The organism is Bacillus sp. FSL R7-0166 (assembly GCF_038008935.1).
Lineage (GTDB): Bacteria > Bacillota > Bacilli > Bacillales > Bacillaceae > Bacillus > Bacillus altitudinis.
Genome location: NZ_JBBPAC010000001.1, coordinates 1,923,926 through 1,947,220, shown reverse-complemented (window position 1 = coordinate 1,947,220; position 23,295 = coordinate 1,923,926). Strand labels below are relative to the sequence as shown.

General features: G+C 40.6%; 32 protein-coding genes. 20 read left to right on the top strand and 12 right to left on the bottom strand.

The annotated features are described in order from the left end of the window. Positions 1–63 precede the first annotated feature (63 nt). From NST01_RS09870 to ypmT, 3 genes are read left to right on the top strand one after another with little or no spacing between them, the layout of a single operon-like run. A complete protein-coding gene (locus NST01_RS09870) occupies positions 64–825 on the top strand; it encodes an SGNH/GDSL hydrolase family protein (protein ID WP_017359696.1) in 762 nt (253 codons plus the stop codon). Positions 826–834: 9 nt separating this feature from the next. Then, positions 835–1,401, top strand: coding sequence for a YpmS family protein (locus NST01_RS09865; RefSeq protein WP_024718556.1), 567 nt, complete (start codon positions 835–837; stop codon positions 1,399–1,401). 24 nt (positions 1,402–1,425) lie between these two features. Continuing rightward, entirely contained in the window at positions 1,426–1,623 is a 198-nt protein-coding gene (ypmT, locus tag NST01_RS09860; protein ID WP_008346409.1) for a protein YpmT, read from the top strand. A gap of 188 nt (positions 1,624–1,811) precedes the next feature. Here the strand turns inward: ypmT and NST01_RS09855 are convergent, their stop codons facing one another. The 3 genes from NST01_RS09855 to NST01_RS09845 form a co-directional block, all read right to left on the bottom strand. Next, on the bottom strand, positions 1,812–2,480 hold the full coding sequence (locus NST01_RS09855) for a DUF4397 domain-containing protein (protein WP_008346411.1): 669 nt from the start codon (positions 2,478–2,480) through the stop codon (positions 1,812–1,814). A 117-nt stretch (positions 2,481–2,597) separates the two neighbouring features. Beyond that, positions 2,598–2,858 carry a DNA alkylation repair protein gene (locus tag NST01_RS09850; RefSeq protein WP_341041883.1) on the bottom strand — a complete coding sequence of 87 codons (261 nt, stop codon included), beginning with the start codon at positions 2,856–2,858 and terminating at the stop codon, positions 2,598–2,600. A 52-nt stretch (positions 2,859–2,910) separates the two neighbouring features. Continuing rightward, positions 2,911–3,342, bottom strand: coding sequence for a MarR family transcriptional regulator (locus tag NST01_RS09845; protein WP_041091282.1), 432 nt, complete (start codon positions 3,340–3,342; stop codon positions 2,911–2,913). A gap of 138 nt (positions 3,343–3,480) precedes the next feature. Here NST01_RS09845 and msrA point away from each other — a divergent pair, with 138 nt between their 5' ends. Both msrA and msrB read left to right on the top strand, forming a co-directional pair. Further along, positions 3,481–4,014, top strand: coding sequence for a peptide-methionine (S)-S-oxide reductase MsrA (gene msrA, locus NST01_RS09840; RefSeq protein WP_035391726.1), 534 nt, complete (start codon positions 3,481–3,483; stop codon positions 4,012–4,014). Then, a complete protein-coding gene (gene msrB, locus NST01_RS09835; protein ID WP_007500777.1) occupies positions 4,014–4,445 on the top strand; it encodes a peptide-methionine (R)-S-oxide reductase MsrB in 432 nt (143 codons plus the stop codon). The genes msrA and msrB overlap by 1 nt, the downstream gene beginning before the upstream one ends. Positions 4,446–4,498: 53 nt before the next feature. Here msrB and NST01_RS09830 read toward each other — a convergent pair whose 3' ends face one another. Next, positions 4,499–5,527 (bottom strand): SDR family NAD(P)-dependent oxidoreductase, encoded by a 1,029-nt coding sequence (locus NST01_RS09830; RefSeq protein ID WP_017359692.1) that lies wholly within the window; start codon positions 5,525–5,527, stop codon positions 4,499–4,501. 253 nt (positions 5,528–5,780) lie between these two features. Between NST01_RS09830 and NST01_RS09825 the strand changes: the two genes are divergently transcribed. Beyond that, entirely contained in the window at positions 5,781–6,503 is a 723-nt protein-coding gene (locus tag NST01_RS09825) for an acylneuraminate cytidylyltransferase family protein (protein ID WP_048002264.1), read from the top strand. 28 nt (positions 6,504–6,531) lie between these two features. Here NST01_RS09825 and NST01_RS09820 read toward each other — a convergent pair whose 3' ends face one another. Next, positions 6,532–7,494: a CgeB family protein gene (locus NST01_RS09820; protein WP_341041880.1), complete on the bottom strand. Its 963-nt coding sequence runs from the start codon at positions 7,492–7,494 to the stop codon at positions 6,532–6,534. 15 nt (positions 7,495–7,509) lie between these two features. After that, on the bottom strand, positions 7,510–7,911 hold the full coding sequence (locus tag NST01_RS09815) for a hypothetical protein (protein ID WP_007500770.1): 402 nt from the start codon (positions 7,909–7,911) through the stop codon (positions 7,510–7,512). Positions 7,912–8,119: 208 nt separating this feature from the next. On the opposite strand from NST01_RS09815, the gene cgeC reads away from it, so the two are divergent. The 7 genes from cgeC to NST01_RS09780 all read left to right on the top strand — a co-directional run bounded on the left by cgeC (position 8,120) and on the right by NST01_RS09780 (position 14,219). Then, a complete protein-coding gene (gene cgeC / locus NST01_RS09810; RefSeq protein WP_007500768.1) occupies positions 8,120–8,440 on the top strand; it encodes a spore maturation protein CgeC in 321 nt (106 codons plus the stop codon). Between the two features lie 18 nt (positions 8,441–8,458). After that, positions 8,459–9,754: a glycosyltransferase family 2 protein gene (locus NST01_RS09805; RefSeq protein ID WP_326849085.1), complete on the top strand. Its 1,296-nt coding sequence runs from the start codon at positions 8,459–8,461 to the stop codon at positions 9,752–9,754. A 155-nt stretch (positions 9,755–9,909) separates the two neighbouring features. Beyond that, positions 9,910–11,286, top strand: coding sequence for a sigma-54 interaction domain-containing protein (locus tag NST01_RS09800; protein ID WP_341041877.1), 1,377 nt, complete (start codon positions 9,910–9,912; stop codon positions 11,284–11,286). Positions 11,287–11,402: 116 nt separating this feature from the next. Next, positions 11,403–12,803, top strand: a complete 1,401-nt coding sequence (ablA, locus tag NST01_RS09795; protein ID WP_008346434.1) for a lysine 2,3-aminomutase — start codon at positions 11,403–11,405, stop codon at positions 12,801–12,803. Between the two features lie 2 nt (positions 12,804–12,805). Then, a complete protein-coding gene (locus tag NST01_RS09790; protein ID WP_098680796.1) occupies positions 12,806–13,087 on the top strand; it encodes a YokU family protein in 282 nt (93 codons plus the stop codon). A gap of 79 nt (positions 13,088–13,166) precedes the next feature. Continuing rightward, complete coding sequence (locus NST01_RS09785) at positions 13,167–13,391, top strand: YozE family protein (protein WP_008346438.1); 225 nt, start codon at positions 13,167–13,169, stop codon at positions 13,389–13,391. Between the two features lie 147 nt (positions 13,392–13,538). After that, positions 13,539–14,219, top strand: coding sequence for a hypothetical protein (locus tag NST01_RS09780; RefSeq protein WP_008346441.1), 681 nt, complete (start codon positions 13,539–13,541; stop codon positions 14,217–14,219). On the opposite strand, the gene NST01_RS09775 is transcribed toward NST01_RS09780, so the two are convergent. Continuing rightward, positions 14,216–14,350 (bottom strand): hypothetical protein, encoded by a 135-nt coding sequence (locus tag NST01_RS09775; protein ID WP_017359686.1) that lies wholly within the window; start codon positions 14,348–14,350, stop codon positions 14,216–14,218. The two genes, NST01_RS09780 and NST01_RS09775, sit on opposite strands and share 4 nt — an antisense overlap. A 119-nt stretch (positions 14,351–14,469) precedes the next feature. On the opposite strand from NST01_RS09775, the gene NST01_RS09770 reads away from it, so the two are divergent. The 5 genes from NST01_RS09770 (at position 14,470) to NST01_RS09750 (ending at position 17,377) form a co-directional block, all read left to right on the top strand. Then, a complete protein-coding gene (locus NST01_RS09770) occupies positions 14,470–14,640 on the top strand; it encodes a YozD family protein (RefSeq protein ID WP_008346445.1) in 171 nt (56 codons plus the stop codon). A 51-nt stretch (positions 14,641–14,691) separates the two neighbouring features. Beyond that, positions 14,692–15,300: a phosphatase PAP2 family protein gene (locus NST01_RS09765; RefSeq protein WP_074041993.1), complete on the top strand. Its 609-nt coding sequence runs from the start codon at positions 14,692–14,694 to the stop codon at positions 15,298–15,300. A gap of 54 nt (positions 15,301–15,354) precedes the next feature. Next, the gene (locus NST01_RS09760) at positions 15,355–15,672 is read left to right on the top strand and encodes a YodL domain-containing protein (protein ID WP_007500756.1); all 318 of its coding nucleotides are present in this window, start codon (positions 15,355–15,357) and stop codon (positions 15,670–15,672) included. Positions 15,673–15,782: 110 nt separating this feature from the next. After that, positions 15,783–16,478, top strand: coding sequence for a purine-nucleoside phosphorylase (gene deoD / locus NST01_RS09755; RefSeq protein ID WP_007500754.1), 696 nt, complete (start codon positions 15,783–15,785; stop codon positions 16,476–16,478). Between the two features lie 68 nt (positions 16,479–16,546). Beyond that, positions 16,547–17,377: a M15 family metallopeptidase gene (locus tag NST01_RS09750; protein ID WP_017367458.1), complete on the top strand. Its 831-nt coding sequence runs from the start codon at positions 16,547–16,549 to the stop codon at positions 17,375–17,377. 49 nt (positions 17,378–17,426) lie between these two features. On the opposite strand, the gene NST01_RS09745 is transcribed toward NST01_RS09750, so the two are convergent. Beyond that, complete coding sequence (locus NST01_RS09745; protein ID WP_017359682.1) at positions 17,427–17,690, bottom strand: hypothetical protein; 264 nt, start codon at positions 17,688–17,690, stop codon at positions 17,427–17,429. A gap of 92 nt (positions 17,691–17,782) precedes the next feature. After that, a complete protein-coding gene (locus tag NST01_RS09740; RefSeq protein ID WP_017367456.1) occupies positions 17,783–18,481 on the bottom strand; it encodes a class I SAM-dependent methyltransferase in 699 nt (232 codons plus the stop codon). A gap of 151 nt (positions 18,482–18,632) precedes the next feature. Here NST01_RS09740 and NST01_RS09735 point away from each other — a divergent pair, with 151 nt between their 5' ends. Continuing rightward, a complete protein-coding gene (locus tag NST01_RS09735; protein WP_017367455.1) occupies positions 18,633–20,018 on the top strand; it encodes a S41 family peptidase in 1,386 nt (461 codons plus the stop codon). Positions 20,019–20,263: 245 nt separating this feature from the next. On the opposite strand, the gene NST01_RS09730 is transcribed toward NST01_RS09735, so the two are convergent. The 3 genes from NST01_RS09730 to NST01_RS09720 all read right to left on the bottom strand — a co-directional run bounded on the left by NST01_RS09730 (position 20,264) and on the right by NST01_RS09720 (position 22,815). Next, positions 20,264–21,757: a sodium:solute symporter family protein gene (locus NST01_RS09730; RefSeq protein WP_098680955.1), complete on the bottom strand. Its 1,494-nt coding sequence runs from the start codon at positions 21,755–21,757 to the stop codon at positions 20,264–20,266. Next, positions 21,742–21,960 (bottom strand): DUF3311 domain-containing protein, encoded by a 219-nt coding sequence (locus tag NST01_RS09725; protein ID WP_017359680.1) that lies wholly within the window; start codon positions 21,958–21,960, stop codon positions 21,742–21,744. The genes NST01_RS09730 and NST01_RS09725 overlap by 16 nt, the downstream gene beginning before the upstream one ends. A 237-nt stretch (positions 21,961–22,197) precedes the next feature. Further along, positions 22,198–22,815 carry a nitroreductase family protein gene (locus NST01_RS09720; protein ID WP_008346464.1) on the bottom strand — a complete coding sequence of 206 codons (618 nt, stop codon included), beginning with the start codon at positions 22,813–22,815 and terminating at the stop codon, positions 22,198–22,200. 141 nt (positions 22,816–22,956) lie between these two features. On the opposite strand from NST01_RS09720, the gene NST01_RS09715 reads away from it, so the two are divergent. Further along, positions 22,957–23,289, top strand: a complete 333-nt coding sequence (locus tag NST01_RS09715; protein ID WP_008346466.1) for a winged helix-turn-helix transcriptional regulator — start codon at positions 22,957–22,959, stop codon at positions 23,287–23,289. Positions 23,290–23,295: the final 6 nt, after the last annotated feature.

Sequence of the window (23,295 nt, the reverse complement as noted above, 5' to 3'; positions counted from 1 at the left end):
GATGTTCAAATGAGCGAAAACATGATACACTTTTTTAATCAGAAAAAGGAGGGACATCATCGTTTGAAGGCTCGTTTGATTTTGATTGTGATGTCTCTAGCTTTTGTTCTTTCTGCATGTTCCGCGCAAGAGGCTGGCATAAAGGATAAACTAGAAGACACACAAAACGTAAAAGAACATATTACGATCGCAGCGGTTGGAGATTCCTTAACAGAAGGAATCGGAGATCAAAATAAAAAAGGGTATGCCGGCATCACCCGTGACAAGATAGAAGCGGTGGACGGTGTACAGTCTGTTACATTAAAAAACTATGCCATTAAAGGCAGTAGAACGGTAGATTTATTAAAAAGATTAAAAGAAAAAAAAGTGCAGGATGGACTGAAAGACGCTGATTATATTTTCTTTACGATCGGCGGAAATGACTTAATGCATGTCGTCCGACAAAATGTGCTCAACTTGACATTTGCTCCTTTTCAAAAAGAGCAAGGTCCTTTTGAAGAGCGTTTTAAGACCATTCTTGCTCAATTAAGAGAGCATAATGACCATGCAAAGATCATGTATGTCAGTATGTACAATCCTTTTAAATTCAGCTTGTCTGAGCTGAGAGATATTGATGAGGTCGTCAAAGACTGGAATGCTGCTGCCGAAAAAGAACTAAAAAAAGACGGCAATGCTGATATGATCGATGTAGCAGATTTATTTGAAGATGATAAAGATGAAAAATTACTGGCAGATGATGATTTCCACCCAAACCAAAAGGGGTACTCTCTTATGGCAAATCGTTTATTCTCAGAAGTGAAAAAAGAAGGACTGCCGAAGGAATAGGGTGAAAAGATGAAAAAATGGAAGAGTTTATTTTTTATTTTACTGTCAATTAATCTATTGATTGTTCTTGTATGCGGTATTTTTATGCTGCTGCCGAGCGATCAATCCGCTTCGAAAAAAGAAGTGAACAGCGAGTATGCTTTTAACATTTCTAGTTCAAAAGAGTCGCTTACCAGCTTTGTCAATGATTATTTGAAAAACCAAGGATCAAGCGATATGCCCGACTTTCATGTTGCGATTGACCAAGATGTGAAAGTAACAGGTGCAATCAAAGCTTTTTCTTCAACGATTAATGCAAATGTATCATTTACACCATCTGTTGAAGATAATGGGGATGTTCTGCTGAAAGTAGATGACTTTTCAATTGGACAATTAAGCATCCCAATCAGTTTTGTTTTAAGCTACATGGGTCAATTCTATGAACTGCCTGATTTCGTTCATGTGAAACCAGACCAAAAAACGGTGGAAGTGCGCCTTTCAGAAATGCCGCTGACGAATGATATGTATGTCAAAGCGAACAAAATTGATCTTGAGAATGATGAAATTGAATTCTCATATTATCATCCAAAGCAATAGAACGTGTAAGTCAGGAGTGAAACTATGAAGCGAGTCTATCAATATTTTAGTTTACTGTCGCTCTTATTTGCTGCATACTTTGGCATGACAGCTGCCTCTCATTTAAAAGCAGAAAATATCGACCAGTTTTACTTAAATATCGCCTATTGTGCATTATTTTTAGGTACCATGATTCTTGCTTTTGATTTTCAAAAACAAGAAAAAGCTGAAGATGTCTCGTAAATAGCCTTTTCCATTTGGAAAGGCTGTTTGTCTTCTTTTCAGCGGAATAGAAAACCTTTGTATTCTAGGAAGGACGAGTACTGGCGCGGAGTGAATGTGACATTCGTGAGCACCGGCACGCAGGACTGACACCGAATGAGAGGGTTTGTCTACACACTGAGAGCCTTTTCCATTTGGAAAGGCTCTTTTTACATTTGGTGAGACAAGACGACTTTTGCCATTAGCTCTGGCTCTCCGTTTGCAAATCCATGAAGTAAAATAAGATAGGCCCGCTTTGTTTGCAGGTGAACTTTCGGAATATCTAGCAGTACACTTTGAGTACCGGCAGCTTTTAATTCAAAGTGATACTTATTCGGAGAGAAGTGGTGGGTTTGGGTGCCGTTTACATATCCGAGCTCCTTTGATAACATGCCTTGATCTCGTTCATATATATCAATGAAAGGGAGGTCTGGTGACAGCTGGATAAACGTGAGTGCTGATAGCTCATCTTGCTTAATCAGCGAGTCTTGCTTTTCTGTGAGCAGCGCAAAGCCGGTATGAGCTCCTGTGATACATAGCGTGTAAGTCTCGTTTCCATTAATCATCATACGAGAAGAAAGAATTTTTTCTTTTGTAGCCAGCTTGAATACTTCTATCTCATAAACACCCTCATCCCATTCCATATAAGCAGACAGCTGACCGTATGGTAGCTTTTTTTGGATTGGCTGCTGATTTACAAATACAGCAAGCTCACTTAAATCCGGTGCAGCGTGAAATAATCGAATAACAGCTTTGGAAATGGTGTTTCTCGGATGGTATGGGGGAAAGGTAGCTAATGGACGATATAGAAATTGATTCATCTCGTAGAGCTGCTGCACGTCTTTATCCCTTCTTTCTCTGCAATGTGTTTTTTGTAGCGTATGCAAGAAAGGGACGATCTGTATAGGCAAAAGAAACATAGAAAAAAGCCTGACAAAAAGTGTCAGGCTCTCGTATTAAGAAGGAGATGAATATTGATGATATTCAGCCAACTTAATGAACGTTTTTTCATCCTCAATTAATCCGCAAACGCCGCACTGGACTTTGATTTTCGGTCCTTGATAGTTCATGTGAAAAGGAGAAGGCTGATCTCCTTCATATGTTTCGACAATCGCTCCAGTTGCTGGATCAAGTTTCACAGGTTCTGAATGCTGCTCGATGAGATTAAAACGCGTTCTGTTGGTTTTGCAGTTCGGACAAAGATATGGACTTGTCATGGTTCATTCCACCTTTTTATCCGTAGCATGTCCTCCACGCTAAAATCTATGCTTAATCTTTTTGACTTTTATCCAGCTTTTTAAATAATTTGATCATCGTTTTCAGTTCTTCATCCTCAAATGATTCAAATCGTTCCATGAAGTATTCTGTTTTCTTTTTCTCAAAATGCTCAGTAATTTCCTTACCCTTATCGGTTAAGTGGATTTTGATGATGCGTCGATCCTCTTTTGAACGGATACGAGTGATCCAGCCTTTTTCTACAAGTGTGTCGGTTACAGCTGTAATATGGCTTGCTGATACACCGAGAATTGAGGCGAATTCCGTTACTTTTTTTGCGCCTTGTTCACGCAGCAGATTTAAAATGAGAAATTCATTCCGAGATAATTCGTTTTCAAGCAGGCTGTTAATTTCATAACGTATTTGCTTAAATACGGTTCTCAGTAAAGTATCCATTTCATACATCATTTGTTTTCTTTGTTCCAATCATTAAACCCCCATTATATTTTAAGATACGACAGAATGCTTTCTTTTGTTTTTAGGTATACAAGTCGTATCATTTTCATTATTTTTTATCATGTTATAATATGATGATACCATTTTTTAAATGAAGGGGGCACTAATATGTCTGAAAAACAAGAATTAGCCACATTTGCTGGAGGCTGTTTCTGGTGTATGGTTAAACCTTTTGATGAACAGCCAGGCATTATCAAAGTTGAATCAGGGTATACTGGCGGACATACAGTGAATCCAACCTATGAGGAAGTATGTACAAATACGACAGGCCATAGAGAAGCCGTTCAAATTACCTTTGATCCAGACGTTTTTCCGTATGAGAAGCTATTAGAACTATATTGGCAGCAAATAGACCCAACAGATGATGGAGGACAATTTGGTGATAGAGGAGAGTCCTACCGTACAGGGATTTATGTCCACAATGAAAAACAAAGGCAACTTGCAGAAACATCAAAAGAGCAGCTGAGCCAAAGTGGAATTTTCCAAAAGCCAATCGTGACAGAAATTTTAGAGGCTAGTCCTTTTTATCCTGCTGAGGAATATCATCAGCATTATTATAAAAAGAACAAAATGCACTACGAACGATACCATGTCGGTTCGGGCAGAGCAGGTTTTATTCAATCTCATTGGAGTGATAAATAATGGCTAACGAAAAAGAGCAGCGCATCAAAGAATTAAACCGAATGCAGTACGAAGTGACGCAAAATAATGGAACTGAGCCGCCATTTCAAAATGAATTTTGGGATCATAAGGAAGAGGGCATTTATGTAGATATCATTTCAGGCAAACCATTGTTTTCTTCTTTAGATAAATTTGATGCCCATTGCGGCTGGCCAAGTTTTACAAAACCGATTGAAGATCAAGAGGTAGAAGAGAAAGTAGATACGAGCCATGGCATGGTGCGGACTGAAGTTCGCAGCAAGACGGCCGACTCTCACCTTGGTCATGTATTCCCAGACGGCCCAGGGCCAAACGGTCTTCGGTATTGTATTAATTCTGCCGCTTTAAAGTTTATCCCGAAGGATGATCTTGAAAAAGAAGGCTATGGTCATTTGAAACACATCTTTCAATAATTGATTTAAAAAATCGTCACATGGAAGTCAGCTGCTTCCGTGTGACGATTTTTTTATTTTTTATGGTGGGTATGATGTAATTGTTCAATGATGTGAAACAGTTTCTCTTTTGTAATGAGCGGTGCTTCGTTCGATGTGTAATGGGTCAAATGGACTTTTTGAAAATGAGGGTGAAGATGTGGTCTTGGTAAAATGGCGTAAAATTGTTCATGTTCAAACAGTGCATCTGCCTCGTGAGGGAATGTGAGCTCCTCGTGAAGTTTTTCTCCAGGTCTTTTGCCGACAACGAGAATATCAGGAGAAGGAACGTTGATCTGACCGGCATATTCATGAAATGCTTTCAATAGATCAGCCAGCTGTAATGACTCCATCTTGAGAATAAACGTTTCGCCGCCTTTCATCATGATAGCTGCTTCAAGCGTGAGAGATACAGCTTCTTCGATAGACATAAAAAAGCGTGTCATCTTAGGATCAGTTACAGTTAGAGGTTGTTCATTTAACAACTGTTGAAGCATGATGGGGATGACGGAACCTCTTGATCCAAGCACATTGCCAAACCGGACAGAGCAAAACCTCGTTTTCTGATTTGAAATACTTTCATTCGCTTGAAAAAACAATTTTTCTGAAATTAATTTTGTAGCTCCCATGGCATTTGTCGGAGAAACCGCTTTGTCGGTTGAAATGTTGACAACATGACTGACTTCATGTTCAAGTGCTGCTTCGATGACATGCTGTCCGCCGATGATGTTGGTTTGGACAGCTTCAAACGGATTATCTTCGCAGGTGGGTACTTGTTTGAGTGCAGCTGCATGGAAGATGATATCTACCCCTTTGACAAGCTGCCTGACGCGGCTTGCATCCCTCACATCTCCAAGTGCAAATACAACCTCTGGATGCGCCGCATATTCATTTTTCATCATGTATTGTTTACTGTCATCTTTACTGAAGACAATGACCTTTTTAGGAGAGCAGGCTGTTAATTTTTTCACAATCTGCCGGCCAATCGAACCCGTACCGCCTGTGACCAAGATGATTTTGTCACGAAAAAAGGTCTTCAAACTCGTTTCTATTTGTTTGGACATATCTAATCCCCCAACTCTCATTTCTCTACTTTGCATCATATGTGAAAGAGAGGAAGACGTTTGAGGAAAAGAACCACTTCATGCATAAATTAGGTGAACCAATTATAACCATCTGCTTGATGACTTAATAGAATATGTAGAGATAGAAGATTAAGTAGAATAACGAGGCACCTGAAGACTTCAGTACGGCGATCAGTTCAGCTCTCAGAATATATTCACTGATACTGAGCTGCGCGAGGGGAGAAGATCATACATGTATAGGGGAAATCGTATTTTAGCCATGATACCAGCTTTTAGCAGCAAGCAGGGGCATCATGCTGAACACATTCGCGTATTGGCGGAGCGGCCGCTAATCTATTGGACCATTCAGCCATTATTACAAATGATTGAATTAGATGAAGTCATCGTATCTTCAGAGGATGTGAATACTCAAATCATTTCGTCCCACTATGGAGCAAATGTGATTGAACTGCCAAGCACACATGTGACAGAACAAACACCTTCTTTAGTAGCTGTGAAGCATGCACTTGCTTATTTAGAACGAGAGGGAAAGACATTTGATATTGTTTTGTATTTGCATCCATCATCACCACTAAGGCAGACGGCAGATATTGAGAACTGCTTGCAGCTTCTAGTAGAGGGGGGATATGATTGTGCGGCTTCTTTTACAGAGGCGTTAGAAAATCCAAATGAAACTTGGACACTTCATGACACCAATGAAGCCAGCCTGTATAAGGACAATCATTATTTTTTTGTACCAACTCAGGAGCACCCTTATACGTATGGGCGTTTAAATGGAGCTGTCTATGCGTTTCATGTTCCATATGCAAAAGAATGCATTCATTCCTTTTTAGAAGGTTCTGTTGGTGCATATATGATGGATCATGCGCAATCGCTTGTTGTGAAAAGTGAGGAGGATCGGAAAAAGGCAGAGAAGATTTTATTGGCTCGACAAGATGCAGAAGGAACGGCATAAGATGATGGCAATTAGAAAAAGCGCCCGGTCATAGGGCGCTTTTGACTATTTCATAAAGTCTGTAAGGCAGCGTATCAAATGTGTTCCAGCGAACGACTTGCTCGTAATTGTTCTCTGCAACCGATTGTCTTTGTTGAGGATTTTTTACATAGTGCTCGACCTGCTTAATCAAATCGTTTTCATGTGTGTAAAAAGCGAAGCTTGAAAATGCCTGTGACGGTTGTAGATCTGTCAACTGAAAGCCTCCGCTTGCAGCGATATCAAATGCTCTGTTGTTGAGACTCATATTATGAACATTGGCTTTGTTTTGATTATAGGCAAATTGCGCGGGCCTGTGCGGATTCAGAACAATGGCTGATGTTTGATAGATGTCTGCCATCTGCTCGGGACTCAGCCAGTGGGTCATCAGTGAGAGATCACGATATCGTCTGCGTGATTTATTCAACACGCGATGCCACTCTTTTCCTGCTACGAGAATGCGCCATTTGTTTTGATGTAAGAGTGTATTGATGGCTTTGATGCGGTTTGGATAAGGGTAGCCAATGAGTGCAATGTCATAGATGCACGATTCATGTGGTGATTCTTTTTTCTGAAATACGTGTGTATTGGTTGGAATGGGAAAGTAGTGCGCGTGATCAGCGCCCAGTTGTTTGTAAAATGACAAAGCACCTTCGTCAATCGTTAAGATCAGCTGTGCATCATTTACGCATGCAGCTGACACATCTATATAAAAAGGGTCTTCTGTCATCCACAGTACAACGGGGATCTTTTCTTGTTTGAATTGATGAAGCAGTTCTGATGGAATATGGTCACCGATCATCATGAAAACAAAATCCGGAGAAAATGTCCGGATTTTGTGCATATGAGCGGGTAGAGTTTCCCTTTCCACTTTGACGCATGAAAAGGGGGAATCAATGAAGCTATCTTCTATCCATTGATCGAACATCCGATAGATTCCACCGTAGCCAGAGCTGATATAAAGAAGCTTCATGATGGCCCTCTCACATTAAGATGTGAACGTAACACTTTCTACTTTATCTACATCTAATAGAGTCGTTGCAGAGCCTGTAGGTGTCACAGAGCTTTCTTGTGTGACGAAAACAACACCTGTTGAAGCATCGAATGATACGAATTGTACGGGTCCGATTAAGTCACCTGAGTCCATGACAATGCTAATGACTGTTCCAGGTGCAAGTCTTGCGAAAATCCATCTTGCTGGTTGAGATACGTCGAGTGTTGTAGCAGAATCTGAAGGTGATGCTTCAGCTGCTACCTCACTAAATAAATCGTTCAATTTTTCTTCCACTTGAACTCCTCCTTCTTCGAGATTAACTGTTAACGCATGACTAAGCGGTTTGAAAAACAGCTTTAATAGCTCTTTTTTTAATTCGGCACGCTTTTCGCTCATGTTCTCCCCATCCTTTCTTCATCCATTCAAACACACCACTATGTATATGCCGTTCTCTTTTTTTGGTATAAGCAGAATGCTCATTCCTTGTTCTTTTTTTCATTTAATGACTTCACACATTTTTGAAAAATGTTTTCAAATGCTGATGCTAAATGAAGTGATCCTCATACTCTAGTAAAGATCAAACGAGAAGAAAGAGGGAATCTGAATGGAATTTGAACAACTATTAAATGGCTGGAACGAAGAATTACTAGAAACAGAAGGAATACTTGAAGTTGTGTTGATTATACTTCTTCTTCATCTTTTAGAGGAAAGTGAGGAAGGGAGTGCGTCAGAGATTAAAGAATTGCTACGCCCGTGGCTTGAGCTCGGCATTCCGCTGCCGCGTGTTCATTTAGTCAATGGAGATGTGCTGCAAAACGTGGTTGTCGTACAATTGTTTGACTCAGTAGCAGTCTTTAAAAATGCGACAAATCAGCTAAGAGTAAGTGTTCCTTATGTGAACATTGTCAGCTGGGGGGCTTTTTAATCTATTTAAAAAAGGATAATGGTCATGAAAGTATCAGTGATATTAACAAGCTACAACAAACCTGATTTCATTGAACGTGTGCTAAAGAGTGTGGTAGAACAAACGTATCAGCATTGGGAGCTTTTGATCATGGATGATGGCTCTGAACAAGAAACGATCCAAAAGATGCAGCCTTATTTAGTGGATAAGCGCATTCAATTGTATTCTCATCAAATTCATCCTGCAAACCGGCTGAAGACTGTACGTTATGCAACGCTAATTAATGAAGCATTAACACGTATAACAGGTGAGCTGGTTTGTTATGTAACTGATGATACAGTCTACAGAAAAGATCGTTTAGAGAAAATGGTCGAGGTTTTTCAATCGAAGCCTCACATAGATATCGTCTATTCCTCGCAGCGTGTCGTGCATGTGAATCAGCATTTGGTGGAAACGGCGAGCTTCGTTCGAGAAGCAGATCAAGTGTTGGAGCATGCATCCTTTCAAGTCGACCATTGCTCTGTTATGCATAGAAGCCGGCTGCTTTCGCTTATTCATGAAAAATACGGACAATACTGGGCCGACGAACCAAAACATTGGCATCATGCTGATTCTGTGTTTTGGATGAGACTGAATCATTTTGCTGCGTTCTTTCCATTACAAGAAGTACTAGATACCACATATAAAACGCCACAATCATTCCATCATATGTTTGCGAGTATGCCCTACGATTTAATTGACGGAACTGTGATTGAAAGAGATGGCGCTTATTATCAAATCGCTCACGGATGTCTCCATCTAATTGACAAGCGCTGGGTGAATGAAAAGAACAGGCGTGCGATTCGTGTTCCTTCCTTATGTACGATGAAATATGAAATGAACGAGCCGCTGACAGTTCCGAATTATACAGTCGTCACTGCAGATAACGGCAGAACATTTTATTATATTGAACATCAGACAAAAAGACGGTTTGCTTCAAGACGTGATGTGCAATATTTTCAGTTTCATCAAAAGGAGATTTACACGGTCACAAAACAGCAGCTGGAGACGTTTGAGGAAGGCAGCATCATTCAAGTATCTCCAATATTCAGCCCACCAAATAGACGGCTGTTTAAATGGAAACAAGATGTCTATTTATTTGTGCATGATACCTTTTGCCGAATTGTCCCTGAGGTAGTGAAAATATTTGCGTTTTACCATCAGCCAATCAAACTACAACCTTCTCAATTTGCATTTTTTCAAGAAGGAAAGCCAATTGTGCCGCTGTATATGGAGTCACTTCAGGAATTTGACTTGTCTCTTTATCAGATGTCAGGACGAAAGCACTCCTCCTAAGAGGGGTGCTTTTTTTCGAATTGACGAAAAAAGCAGGAGATCGACAGGAAAAAGCGAAACGTGAAAAGGATAGGGGAACACGTTGAACATCATCAAGCCGCTGAAAATTGGGCAATACGTGCAGGATTTTCGGCATAGAAAGTGAGGGGGAAATAGTGGGGAAGGTTGTCGAAAGAGCGGATTGGTTTGAATTAATTTTAGAAGCCATCGATGAAGCGATTCACGTTGTAGACGATCAAGGGGTTACCATCTTTTATAATCATAATGCAGCGAAGTTCGACTGTTTAGCGAAAGAAGAGGTGATTGGCAAGTACATACTGGATGTGTATCCTTCATTAACTGAAAAGACAAGTACACTCATGCATGTACTTAGAACAGGAAAACCCATTTATCATTCGTTGCAAACCTATTTGAATAAAAATGGAGAAAAAATTGAGACCGTCAACACCACACTGCCGATTATAGAAGGCAGCAAGTTAATTGGGGCGGTAGAAGTAGCGAAGGATGTGTCGAAGCTGTCGGCGCTTTCGAATCGTTTAGATCAAAAAAAACGAACGGATGGTGCCGCGGAGACCACTCAAATGCTCGATTTTTCTTCATTTTTAACAAATGACCCACAATTAAAAGAGATGCTGGAGAAAGCGAAAAAAGCTGCTGCATATCCTTCATCGGTTATGGTCTTCGGGGAAACTGGGACAGGAAAAGAGGTACTCGTACAAGCGATTGTTCATGCATCTGATCGGAAAGATCAAGTCTTTATCCCGCAAAACTGTGCTGCTCTTCCAGAATCGCTGCTTGAAAGTCTTTTATTCGGGTCTGTCAAAGGAAGTTATACGGGCGCAATAGATCGCAAGGGGCTGTTTGAATTAGCAGATGGTGGTACGCTTTTTCTTGATGAGCTGCAAGCGATGCCGCTTACGCTTCAAACAAAATTACTGCGTGTGTTAGAGGATGGTGTTGTCCGCCGGATAGGTGATGCAAAGGCGGTTCAAGTAAATGTCAGAGTGATTACTGCCCTCAATATCGACCCATTTGAAGCCGTTAAAAAACAAATGTTAAGAGAAGACTTATTTTATAGACTGCATGTGTCATCATTTCATATCCCGCCGCTTCGCACAAGGAAGCATGATATCCAGCTGTTATCCAGCCACTTTATTCAAACGTATCATCAGCAATTTTCAAAAAACGTCAACCGCCTTTCTGAAGAAACTGTCCAAGTATTTATGGCCCATCAGTGGCCAGGGAATGTCAGAGAATTAAAACATACGATCGAGCATGCCGTCTTGATGATGCCAAAGGAAGCAGAAGAAATCACCCCAGCATATCTCCCTGTCCATTTGCGGACGCATCAGATAGAAAGTCATCCACCAGAGTCCTCATTAAAAAGTCAAGTGACGTCATTTGAACAAACGCTGATTCAAGAAGCTTTAAGACAGCACGCAGGGAATATTAAGCAAACGGCAGCCGCTTTAAAAATTCCTCGACAAACATTGCAGTATAAGCTAAAAAAATATATAGATGCCGAAAAGTAGGCACTTCAAACAGGTGAATGTGACGGAAAAGCTCCTTTTGTAAAGAATAGGGGCATTTTCCCATGTTGGCACATAACTTGCATAGTATAAAGTGAATGCTGATAGGGGGAATGGATATGAATCAAAAACTGTATCAACCTGCGCGACATTGGAAGGACATTGAACTTTGGAAGGACGTACCCGAGGAAAAGTGGAACGACTGGATTTGGCAGCTGACGCATACGGTCAAAACGCTAGAAGATTTAGAAAAAGTCGTGAACTTAACAGAAGAGGAAAAAGAAGGGGTGAAGATTTCCACGAAAACCATTCCACTCAACATAACACCCTACTATGCCTCACTGATGAATCCAGATGATCCAAGATGCCCAATTCGTATGCAGTCTGTACCAATTGCAGAGGAGCTTCATAAAACAAAATATGACCTCGAAGATCCGCTCCATGAAGATGAGGATTCACCTGTTCCAGGTTTAACGCACCGATACCCAGATCGTGTGCTGTTTCTTGTCACAAATCAGTGCTCCATGTACTGCCGCTATTGTACGAGAAGGCGTTTTTCCGGTCAAATCGGGATGGGCGTGCCGAAAAAGCAATTAGATGCCGCCATTGGATATATTAGAGAAACCCCTGAAGTGCGGGATGTGTTAATTTCAGGCGGTGACGGGCTGTTAATTAATGATCAAGTGCTTGAATACATTTTGAAAAACTTACGAGACATTCCTCACGTTGAAATCATTCGAATTGGAACACGTGCACCGGTCGTGTTTCCGCAGCGAATTACAGATGAATTGTGTGAGATTTTAAAAAAATATCATCCTGTTTGGCTGAACACTCACTTTAATACAAGCATTGAAATCACAAAAGAAGCGAAAGAAGCGTGTGAGCGCCTTGTCAATGCTGGCGTCCCTGTTGGCAATCAGGCGGTGATCCTAGCAGGAATTAACGACAGTGTTCCAATTATGAAGAAGCTGATGCATGATCTCGTCATGATTCGCGTCAGACCTTATTATATTTATCAATGTGATTTATCTGAGGGGATCGGCCACTTTAGAACACCGGTTTCAAAAGGCCTTGAAATCATTGAAGGCTTAAGAGGACATACGAGTGGTTATGCCGTGCCAAGCTTTGTTGTAGATGCACCAGGCGGAGGAGGTAAGATCACCTTACAGCCAAATTATTTATTATCTCAAAGCCCAGAGAAAGTGGTCCTGCGTAACTTTGAAGGTGTGATCACCTCTTATCCAGAGCCGGAACATTACGTCGCCGGCCAAGCGGATGCGTATTTTAATGAAATCTATGAAGAAAAGAAAGAACCCGCCATTGGCATAACTGCTCTATTTGAGGATGAAGCAAGATCCTTTACGCCTGAAAATTTAAGCCGAATGAAACGAAGAGAGTCTTATGAAACGAATCCTGAACATGATACGCTCAAAAACAAACGTGAAAAACGAGATGAATTAAAAGAGAAGAAATATCAAGCCCAGCTCAAAAAAGAACAAACCGTAAAGGAGGAGAAATAACGTTGCTGACATGTGATTGGTGTGAGGAGAAGAAAGCGAACGCAGGAGAGACCACAGTCTATTGGGAACTCATCACGGGCACACAATCGATTGAGATTTTGGAAACGCCTTCGATTTCTTGCACGCATTGCGGGATGACGTATCAGAAGGATGAGACAGTAAAAGAGATAGAAGATCAATTAATTTTAGTCGATCAAACAAAACTTCCAGAAAAAATCTTATATGCAGAATTAATGAGCATGGAGCGGTTATTAAAGCGTAATTACTTTGATTTTTCTTCATAAGTTGTACCTCCGCCTATACAAGTCATCAAATTCCTGTATAATATAACAACAAAATAGAGTGTCGCGGAGGGAAAAACAGGTGAAGTCGTTTTACCATTATTTAATGAAGTACAGACATCCAAAACCAAAGGATGACATCAGTCATTTTGCAAATGCTGCTTATGAAGATCACAGCTTTCCTAAAGCATCCACTGATTATCATGAGCTATGTGCCTATTTAGAGTTAAATGGGGACTATTTAAGCTCCATGACGACATTTGATGAGGCTTTTGAGCAATACGAAGTAGAAGTCAAAAAAAAATAACACACACAACCGCTTGTTCCGTATGGAAGAAGCGGTTTTTTCATGAAGAAATAAAATGGCGTTTTGCATGGTGTGGTTGCCCATGCAGAATTCCTTGCGCCGGCATACGATACGTTAAGACCAAAAGTCGGGCAAGGGGGAGACAGAATGAAGGCGAAAGCACCAAAATATAAAGTAGGGGATATTGTCGTCGTTGTCATGTACGGCACAGTTGGAACGATAACAAAAGTCCATCAAATTGACCAACATTATCTATATGAGGTCAATCATAATGAGGTGCTTTATTTTGAAACATCACTCCAGCTTTACGATGAATACGACGGGGTGATTGTAGATACAGAAAAGCTGGACATTGAATATGAGTTCCTCATTGGCGATGTTGTATATGTAAAGGATTACGGGAAAGAGCTATTTAAAATCATTGGCCATCGGACTGAGATATGGCGCTACCTTGAAGATGGCTGGGAAGATGTCATTTATGAACTGACAAGGTTAAAAGACGGAGAATGGCTGGAAACAGAAGAAGAAGACTTGACGCTTGTCCTAAGAAAATATGAGATGGATCAGTTTGTTCATCAGCTTCTTTTTGTGCATTACGTTGGAGAAACCTCAAAAGAAATAGAGGAAGATATGGTGCAAACCGCTCTATTACAGTTAGAAGAGAAACAAGAAAGCGAAGCATCACTAGAATTTCTCGCTGTATCTATAGTGGATGAGCTTCTTGATATTTACAATGATTATAAAATTCTCTATGAATTTTTCAAAGACCCAGAATATAAGGATATGATGGACTTTATTTTGGAAAGTTTAAACGAGCATTTTGGTTAAAAGAAGACTTGTCCTAACACGAATAAAAAGTAAGGAACACAGAAAAAAGCAATCACATAAAACCATCCCCTCAAGATACGGCCCATCACCTGATCAAAAGTATGTCCATCTAAAATGCTTAACCATTTCATTGCCTCATGCCCCTTTTCTTTTCGTTTACTGCATTTATATGTATGGAATGAGCCATTATGACAAACTGTAATAAAAATAAGGCAGCGTTCATACATCATAAAAAAGGAGGCGGAAAGCAATGAAAGAAGCAGATTTGGTGATTGATACAGAGGAAATTGCAGAATTCTTCTACACGGAGCTGGTCAAAAGAGGGTACATACCATCTGAGCTGGAAACGTTTGAGCTTGCCGATATTACATTTGAATATATGCTGAGGAAAGCAATGATAGTTGAAGAAGAGGCGCGGTAGGCACTATACTTTGAAGAGATTCTGAGTAGAAAGGGAGGGGAATTGGTTCGCGTGTATGTCATCATTTTTTTCCTTTTGTTTGGCGCCATCGCAGCGCTTATGGTGTCTGGCATGTTCCAGGAGTTGGACAACCAGATCATCTTATCGTTTGAAAACATCAGACTTCCTTTTTTAAATGATGTCATGCTGACTTTGACTGACTTTGGTATCAGTGCGCTGCTTGTCCCAATCATGCTCATCTTTAGCGTGGTGCTGTTTATGTATAAACGCTACCACTCTATTATGCTGCTTTTTCTACTATATATAGCAGAAAAAACGGTCAATCATGAACTGAAAGGACTGTTTGCTAGAGATCGTCCAGCCTTTGATCATCTAGTGAATGAGACCTATTACAGCTTTCCGAGCGGACATTCTATGAATGCAGCAACGATCTATCCATTTATCGCCTATCTATTCATTGAAATGGTTCCGTGGCTGAAAAAGAGACAAAAAGCAGTCTACATGGTGACAGGGTGCTATGTGCTGATGATCGGCATCAGCAGGATGTATATCGGTGTTCATTATGTCACTGATGTAGCAGGGGGCTTTGCGATAGGACTAGCTTTATTTCTCATATGTAAAAAGATTGACGAAAAATTGTCTGTCATTCGACAAAAATAGAAGAAGGAAATTCATAGATCCCAGCCAATTTTATATAAAAGGGGAGGGATTTGAATGCAATTGACGTTGAGATTTTTTCAAAAGAAACCTTCAGCTTATCACTTAACCATTTATCAAACACCTGAATATGGTGCAGAAAGCGGACATCAACCTGTGTACCGGACAAAGATTGGCGGCAGGACACACCTTGATGTACTGGAAAAAGCATTCTCGACATTTAATGTACAAGATACAGTCCCTAATGATTACAATGCACGGTTTATCACAACAGGGGATATCGTTGTGATTGATGACCAGAAAAAAGGGAAGTGCTACTACCAGCTCTTTCCGGCAGGATGGAAACGCAGTGAACGCCTAATGACGATGAGTTAAATATAAACGACGATGCCAGCTTTACTTTCAGCTGGTATTTTCTTTTTTGATCTCAATCGTTTATAATAAATGGGACTAAACACATGTTAAACGTAAGTGGAGGCTAAAAAATGAGTGTACATATTGGAGCAGAAAAAGGACAAATTGCAGAAACGGTATTGCTTCCAGGCGATCCGCTTCGTGCGAAATATATTGCAGATACATATTTAGAAGATGTTGTGTGCTATAACGAAGTGCGCGGCATGTATGGTTATACTGGAACATATAAAGGAAAACGCATTTCTGTACAAGGTACTGGAATGGGCGTACCGTCTATTTCGATCTATGTGAATGAGCTGATCCAAAGCTATGATGTTCAAAACTTAATCCGTGTTGGTTCTTGCGGAGCGATCAAAAAAGATGTCAATGTACGTGACGTCATCTTAGCTCAAACATCATCAACAGATTCTCAAATGAACCGTGTGGCATTTGGACCGATTGATTACGCACCATGTGCTGATTTTGGTTTACTGAAAAAAGCCTACGACACAGCAGAAGCGAAAAATGTAGCTGTGCGTGTTGGGAATGTATTTACAGCAGACCAGTTTTATAATGAAAAACCACTTGAGCTGATGGACCAATATGGAATTCTAGCGATCGAAATGGAGACAACGGCTCTTTATACGCTTGCTGCAAAATTTGGCAGAAAAGCGTTGTCGATTCTGACAGTGAGCGATCATGTGCTAACAGGAGAAGAAACAACTGCTGAAGAGCGTCAAACGACATTTGACGAAATGATCTTAATTGCACTAGATTCTGTTTTATAATAGTATAAAGGGTGTGCTACGATGTAGCGCATCTTTATTTTTTTAGTAGAGCAAAAGGAAGGTATGTCATGAAGAAAAGCTATAAAATACTCTCAATCGCATCGATTCTTGGTTTGACGGCCGCATTATCAGGCTGCCAGTTGCTGGATCAGAAAAGCGGTACCACTGAATCTAACAAAACAAACGAACAAAAGAACGCAGCAAGTTCATCACCCCAGCAAAACTCAAACGATACGGCAGATTCATCTAATCAAGAGCTGACGTTAAAGAGTGAATATTTCAATGACATCAAGGTAGTGAGCGGACTGAAGACCATTCAAAACCCTGAAAATGTGCTTGCCTTAGTGAACAAAGAATATGCACTGCCAGGAACCTATAAACCTTCTGATCTCGTTGTACCAAAAGTGGAATTCTCTTTTTCAGAGGATATTGAAAAACGATATATTCGAAAAGAAGCAGCGGAGGCACTTGCGAAGTTATTCAAAGGTGCTAAAAAGGAAAACTTTGAGCTTGCTGCAGTATCGGGCTATCGTTCCTATGATCGTCAAAAAGTCATTTTTGATAGTGAAGTGAAACTAAAAGGGAAAGAAAAAGCCCAAGAAGCCGTAGCCTTACCAGGCGAAAGTGAACATCAAACAGGTTTAGCTATGGATATTTCCTCAAAAAGTGCCGGCTTTGAAATCTCTGAAAAATTTGGTGAAACACCTGATGGTAAATGGGTAGCCAAAAACGCTTATAAATATGGCTTTATCATCCGTTATCCAAAAGGGAAAGAAGACATCACGAAATATGAATATGAGCCGTGGCACTTGCGCTATGTAGGGAAAGAAGCTGCAAAAGCGATGCACGATCATGATTTAACATTCGAAGAGTATATGAACAAAGTGAAGAAAATATAAACAAATAAAAGGCCTCCCGAAGCTGGGAGGCCTTCTTTTATACGCCGTTTTAAAAAAAGAGCAAACCTGCTAATGCGAAGCCGGTAATAAAACCGAGTCCAATGCCATAAGCTGGACCCCAGCCATAATAGCCTCCGTAATAACCTCCGTAATAGCCAAAGCCTAAGCCCCTGCGGGACCCGCCGACTGGTCGGATATAAACTTTGCGGTTTGACACCCGCTCAATACGTCCAACATGTACTCTGCCATTTCGATCAGTAATTCTAGCTACTTTTCCCATATGCTGCTGACAAAGTTTATAGTAGCGCTCCATGTTTTTCCTCCTTATGACAAACTCTTTTCACTCTTATCCTATGCGAAAGACTTCATAGAGTTTGGACAAAACATATAGGAGATTCGCTCATTTTATACTGTACATTCAAATACAAGGTGACTCAGGTGTTCTCGGTGTGTTTGAATCAGGTCATAGTGTGTCTGTAATGTATCATAAAGAGAAGGTGGTATTTGATCTGATAATTCCATTTCGGTCGGCTCTTCCTGCACCATGTGCTCATCGAATGAGAGAATCTGAATGTCACGGAATCCTGCGGACGCTAACTGCCTTTTCCATTCAGAAAATGAAAAGAGGGAGTGAAACCCATAAAACTCCCGAATGGTTGCCTGTTCTTTTGAGGGAAGCGGCACTTTTAACACAGCCTCATTTGCGATCAATTGTTTCCCAGGAGCAAGCACCCGTTTGATCTCAGCAAGCGCAGCAGGTAAATGGGTGAAACTTAAAACAGATTCACTGATCAGTAGAGAGAACGAGTCATCTGAAAATGGCAGGTGTTCGATCGATGCTTGCTGTGCACGGAAAGGTAGTTGTTCCCGCTCGAATCGCAGATTGGCTTTTTCAATCATCAAAGGGTGTGTATCAATCGCCTCTACTTCATAACCTAAATGTCCTAGATAGGCGGCTGTTTGTCCTGTGCCGCATCCAACATCCAGTATACGATCGTCAGACGCCAAGTGAAGATGCTCAATCATCGTTTTTGTTAGCTCAATTCCGCCAGGATGGGCACCTGATACACCAAAATAGGCAAGCATTTCTACATAGTCACTCATGGAATCCCTTCTTTCCTTATCATGTTTCTCTCTAAAGATTATGCATTGCAAGGCTAAATGGCTTATCTTTTCAAATAGAAGTTTGATCCTTTGGTTGACGGATGAAGAATCGTCCTTGATAATAATGAAAGGAGATAAAGGTGGTGTTTTTTTGAAAAAACAATTCAAGTTCGTGATAGCCATTCTGGTGACAGCAGCGCTTTCCTCAGCGATTACATTTGTGATCACAAAACAAGGTGCTGTCAGCGTTTCAGGAGATGAGAAGTTTAGTAAACTCATGGCTGCATATACGAAGGTAAAAAACGAGTATTACGAAAAAACGGATGATCAAAAACTAGTAGACGGTGCGATTCAAGGAATGATTGCATCACTTGATGATCCATACTCTACATATATGGATCAGGAGGAAGCCGAAGGGTTTAACAACACCATTTCATCTTCATTTGAAGGAATTGGTGCACAAGTAGAAGAGAAGGATGGACAAATTTTAATTGTCGCACCGATTAAAGGCTCTCCTGCTGAAAAAGCTGGTTTGAAACCTCATGATCGTATTTTAAAAGTGGATAGTAAAAGTACAAAAGGCATGTCAGTGAATAAAGCCGTTTCTCTTATCAGAGGGAAAAAAGGAACGGATGTCAAACTGCATTTGAACCGACAAGGTGTTGGAAATGTGGATGTCACGATCACAAGAGATACGATTCCACTTGAAACGGTGTATGCAAAACTAACAAAAGATAAAATAGGCGAAATCCAAATCACGTCTTTTGCTGAAACCACGTCTAAAGAGTTAGATAAAGCGATTGATGACCTCGAGAAAAAAGGGGCAAAAGGTTTTGTCATTGATCTGAGAGATAATCCAGGCGGCATTATGACAGAAGCAATTGAAATGAGCAATGACTTTATCGATAAAGGAAAAGTCATTATGCAGGTTGAGGAAAAAGGAAAGAAACAAGTGTACAAAGCGGAAAAAGAACGCAAAGTTCATCAGCCGACAGTTGTTCTTGTAAACGGCGGTTCAGCGAGTGCTGCTGAAATCATGGCGGCAGCTCTGCACCAATCCTCTAGCATTCAACTTGTTGGAGAAAAGACATTTGGTAAAGGGACTGTTCAAAATGCGCAAAGCTACAATGATGGTTCTAGTGTGAAATTAACCATTGCCAAGTGGTTGACACCAGACGGGTCTTGGATTCACAAAAAAGGAATTGAGCCACAGGTGAAAGCATCTCTGCCGAGTTATGCGAAGCTGCCATACTTAAGTCCGAAAAAGACGTATCAACTGAATGATGATGGAGATGAAGTCAAAGCGGCTCAAAAAATGTTCCAAGCGCTTGGCTACAAAGCAAAAGCCAATGGAGAATATGATCAAGCATTCCAGTCGGTCGTGAAAAGTTTCCAATCAGATCACGATCTGAAGGCTGATGGTATTCTGACAGGGGACACAACGACGGTACTGATGACAAACATACAAGATAAGCTCAAGAAAAATGATACGCAAATGAAAAAAGCCATTGAAGTGTTGAAAAAAGAAATGAAATAGAAAAAGCAGTCCTCATCAGGGGACTGCTTCAAATTGTTGACAAAGGGCTAAAATGAACTTTATTTTAGCCCTTTGTCTTCTTTTCAGCTCAGCGTGATAGAAAACCTTTGAAGTCTAGGAAGGACGAGTACTGGAGCGGAGCGAATTTGACATTCGTGAGCACCAGCACGCAGGACTGACAAAGAATGCGAGGGTTTGTCTACACGCTGAAGCAGTCCTTATCAGGGGACTGCTTTTTTCTTGTGTTATGCTTTGTTAGCCACAGGTTCCGTTGTTTTCCCATTCTTTTCAAACAAATCACTTGTCACAGAATTAGATGCGACATTCTTCTGGAAGAATGGATTCAATATCAAGATGACCACAACGTTTGCTAGTAAACCGAGAAAGCCTTCATAAAGGCCGAATGTCATTTGTGTCATATTCGCTGTAAAGGTCACGATAATTCCTACGATGAGCCCCGCAATCGTTGCTTCTCTCGATTGTTTTTTCCAGAACAAGCTGATGGCAATGGCTGGGAAAATTTGAACCATTCCAGAAACACCGATCAGCTGAAGCGTGACGAGCGCAGTCGGGAACAGCATACCGAATAAAAGAGCAAGACCGATCACGATAAATACCATCGAACGTGTAATGATCGTTAACCGTTTAGGTGACACATTTGGATGGATTAAATCACGGTACAAATTATTGGCAAATAAATTCGACGCCCCAATGGCCATGATCGAACATGGAATGAGAGAAGCAAGTGCAATCGTTGAATACGCAAGCCCCTGCATCACGCCGCCATATGACGTCTGAATTAAATGAAGAAGAGCAAATCTTGGATTTGTATCTTCCGGTAAGACTAAAAAGGCAATGAAGCCAAGGAAGATGACCAAAATCAATACAATGTTGTAAAGAGGTAAAAACATACTGTTTTTACGGATGGCATCTGCGCTTTTGGCTGTGAAAACACCAGTTGCTGCATGAGCCCACATAAATAATGCGAGTGCAGAAACACCTGATGCGGTAATAAACCACAAAATGCCTTTAGGGCCGCTTTCAGGAATCGTCAGAAGCTGTGGAGCTTCCTTAGCTAACGTATTCATCATTGGTGTCCAGCCGTTAAAATGAATAATCGGGAGGGAAACGACCATAAAGAGCATGATCACCCAAACAAGAATATCTTTAATAATGGCTGTATATGTAGGACCTTTAATACCACTGAAAAATGTATAAAGTGCAACTAAAATAAATGAAATCATAACAACTGCATTCACATTAATATAACTCGTTCCAGCGACAGTTAACGTATCTTGAATCCCGCTGAGCTGAAGACAAATGTATGGAATGAGCATGAGTACACCAACAATGGCAATCAAACTAGATAACAGTTTACTGTCAAATCGCTCACGTGCATAGTCAGCAAGTGTTGTCAGCTTGTGATTTTTTGCAACCGTCCAAAGTTTTGGTAAGAAGAAATACGCAATAAAATAAGCAAGAACTGAATAGGGGATAGCGAAAAAAGCAACACTTCCCGCTGTATAAGCTGTACTTGTGAGCCCTAAAAAGGTATAAGCAGTATATAAGTCTGCGCCAACAAGGAACCAGACGAGAAGCCCGCCAAATTTTCTCCCGCCAACAGACCATTCTTCGACTGATTGTCTTGATGATTTATCACGACCAGCGGCAAAACCGATGACCACGACGATGAAAATGATACTTGCAGTAATCAATAAAGCTGTTAAGTTTCCTTGCATTCGTCAGTTCCTCCATTTGAATGTTGCATCCTGTAAATGATAAATGTGCAAACGGGTGTGAGTACAATCCATAGTAAGAGCCAGAAGTGGAAAAAAGGCAGCCCGATGACAAATGGATGAATACGATTCACAAAGGGGAGCAGTGCAAGCTGTCCAATGAATGGAATCGCGATGAGTAGCGCCAGTATCAGTTTTTTGTTCATGTTTTCCTCCTCTAATATTTTGTAATTTCATAATAATAGCAGTTGTCAGATTAGATCACAAGACCATTTTCAGAAAAAACAATCATTTTTATGAATATCATACTAATATAACGCTTTCATTTTTAAAAAGAGGTAAATAGTGAAGAATGAGAAAGGAAGACTTAAAAATAAGTATGGAAAAATAATATTCAGAGCAAATAAAAAAGCCCCAGCATGACGCTGAGACTGTGCCGTTTTTTATAGGAAATCAGATACTTCTTCGATGTCAAAACGATTGCTTTTGTGAGCTTCTTTTGCTGCTTTCCCGACAGAAATCAACATCACTGGTTCGTATCGACCACTCACATTGAATTCTTTTACGTACGCTTCTTTGCTGAAACCGCCCATTGCGCATGTATCATATCCCATTGCTTTCGCCGCAATCATTAACTGCATAGCAGCTAACGAAGCGTTTGAATACGCAGCTTCACGTGCATATTGCTCGCTTTGGTAAGCACCATTGATTTGCGTCATCAGTGTTTCTTTAATATCTTCTGTGATGAAGCCTTGTTCTGCTAGCTCACTGTAGATTTTTTCACCCTTTAGATTGGCTTCAAGGTCACCTAGCACAGCAATCACAGCTGATGCTTGAGAGACTTGTTTTTGGTTGTAAGCAATTGGAAGAAGCTTTGCTTTTGATTCAGCACTATGGAACACAGTGAAATGCCAATGCTGAAGGTTCCAAGCAGATGGTGCTTTTGTTGTGATATCAAGAAGCTCTTTTAACTCTTCTTTTGTCATTTCATGAGTTGTATCATACTCTTTTACTGAAGCTCTTTCTTTTAAAATGTCAATCGTTTTTTGATCGCTCGCCATATGGATATTTCCTCCCGTTTTTGCAAATAGTATGGTACAATAAATAAAAAAGTGAGAAACTTACTTATTGTAACTAGAGATATATTTTAAATTGTACACCGTTAGTTTGTCAAACGATTATGAAAAGAAAGGCTGAAATATATGGAATTTCAATTATGTCCAAACATTCAGCAAGCTTTTTTGCTTCTTGGCAAAAGGTGGAATGGTCTCATCATTCATGTATTGCTTGATGGTCCGAAGCGGTTTAAAGACCTGACGGACATTATTCCATCCATCAGTCAAAAAATGCTCGCAGAACGCTTAAAAGAGCTTGAGCAAGAAGGAATCATAAAGCGCACTGTACTTCCTGAAACGCCAGTCAAAGTCATCTATTGTCTAACCGAAAAAGGGAGTGCATTACATGGTGTGTTCGGAGAAGTATCGCGCTGGGCAGGGGAGTATGCTGGATCTCATGTAAAAAAGGAGCAAGCCTAGTTTTAG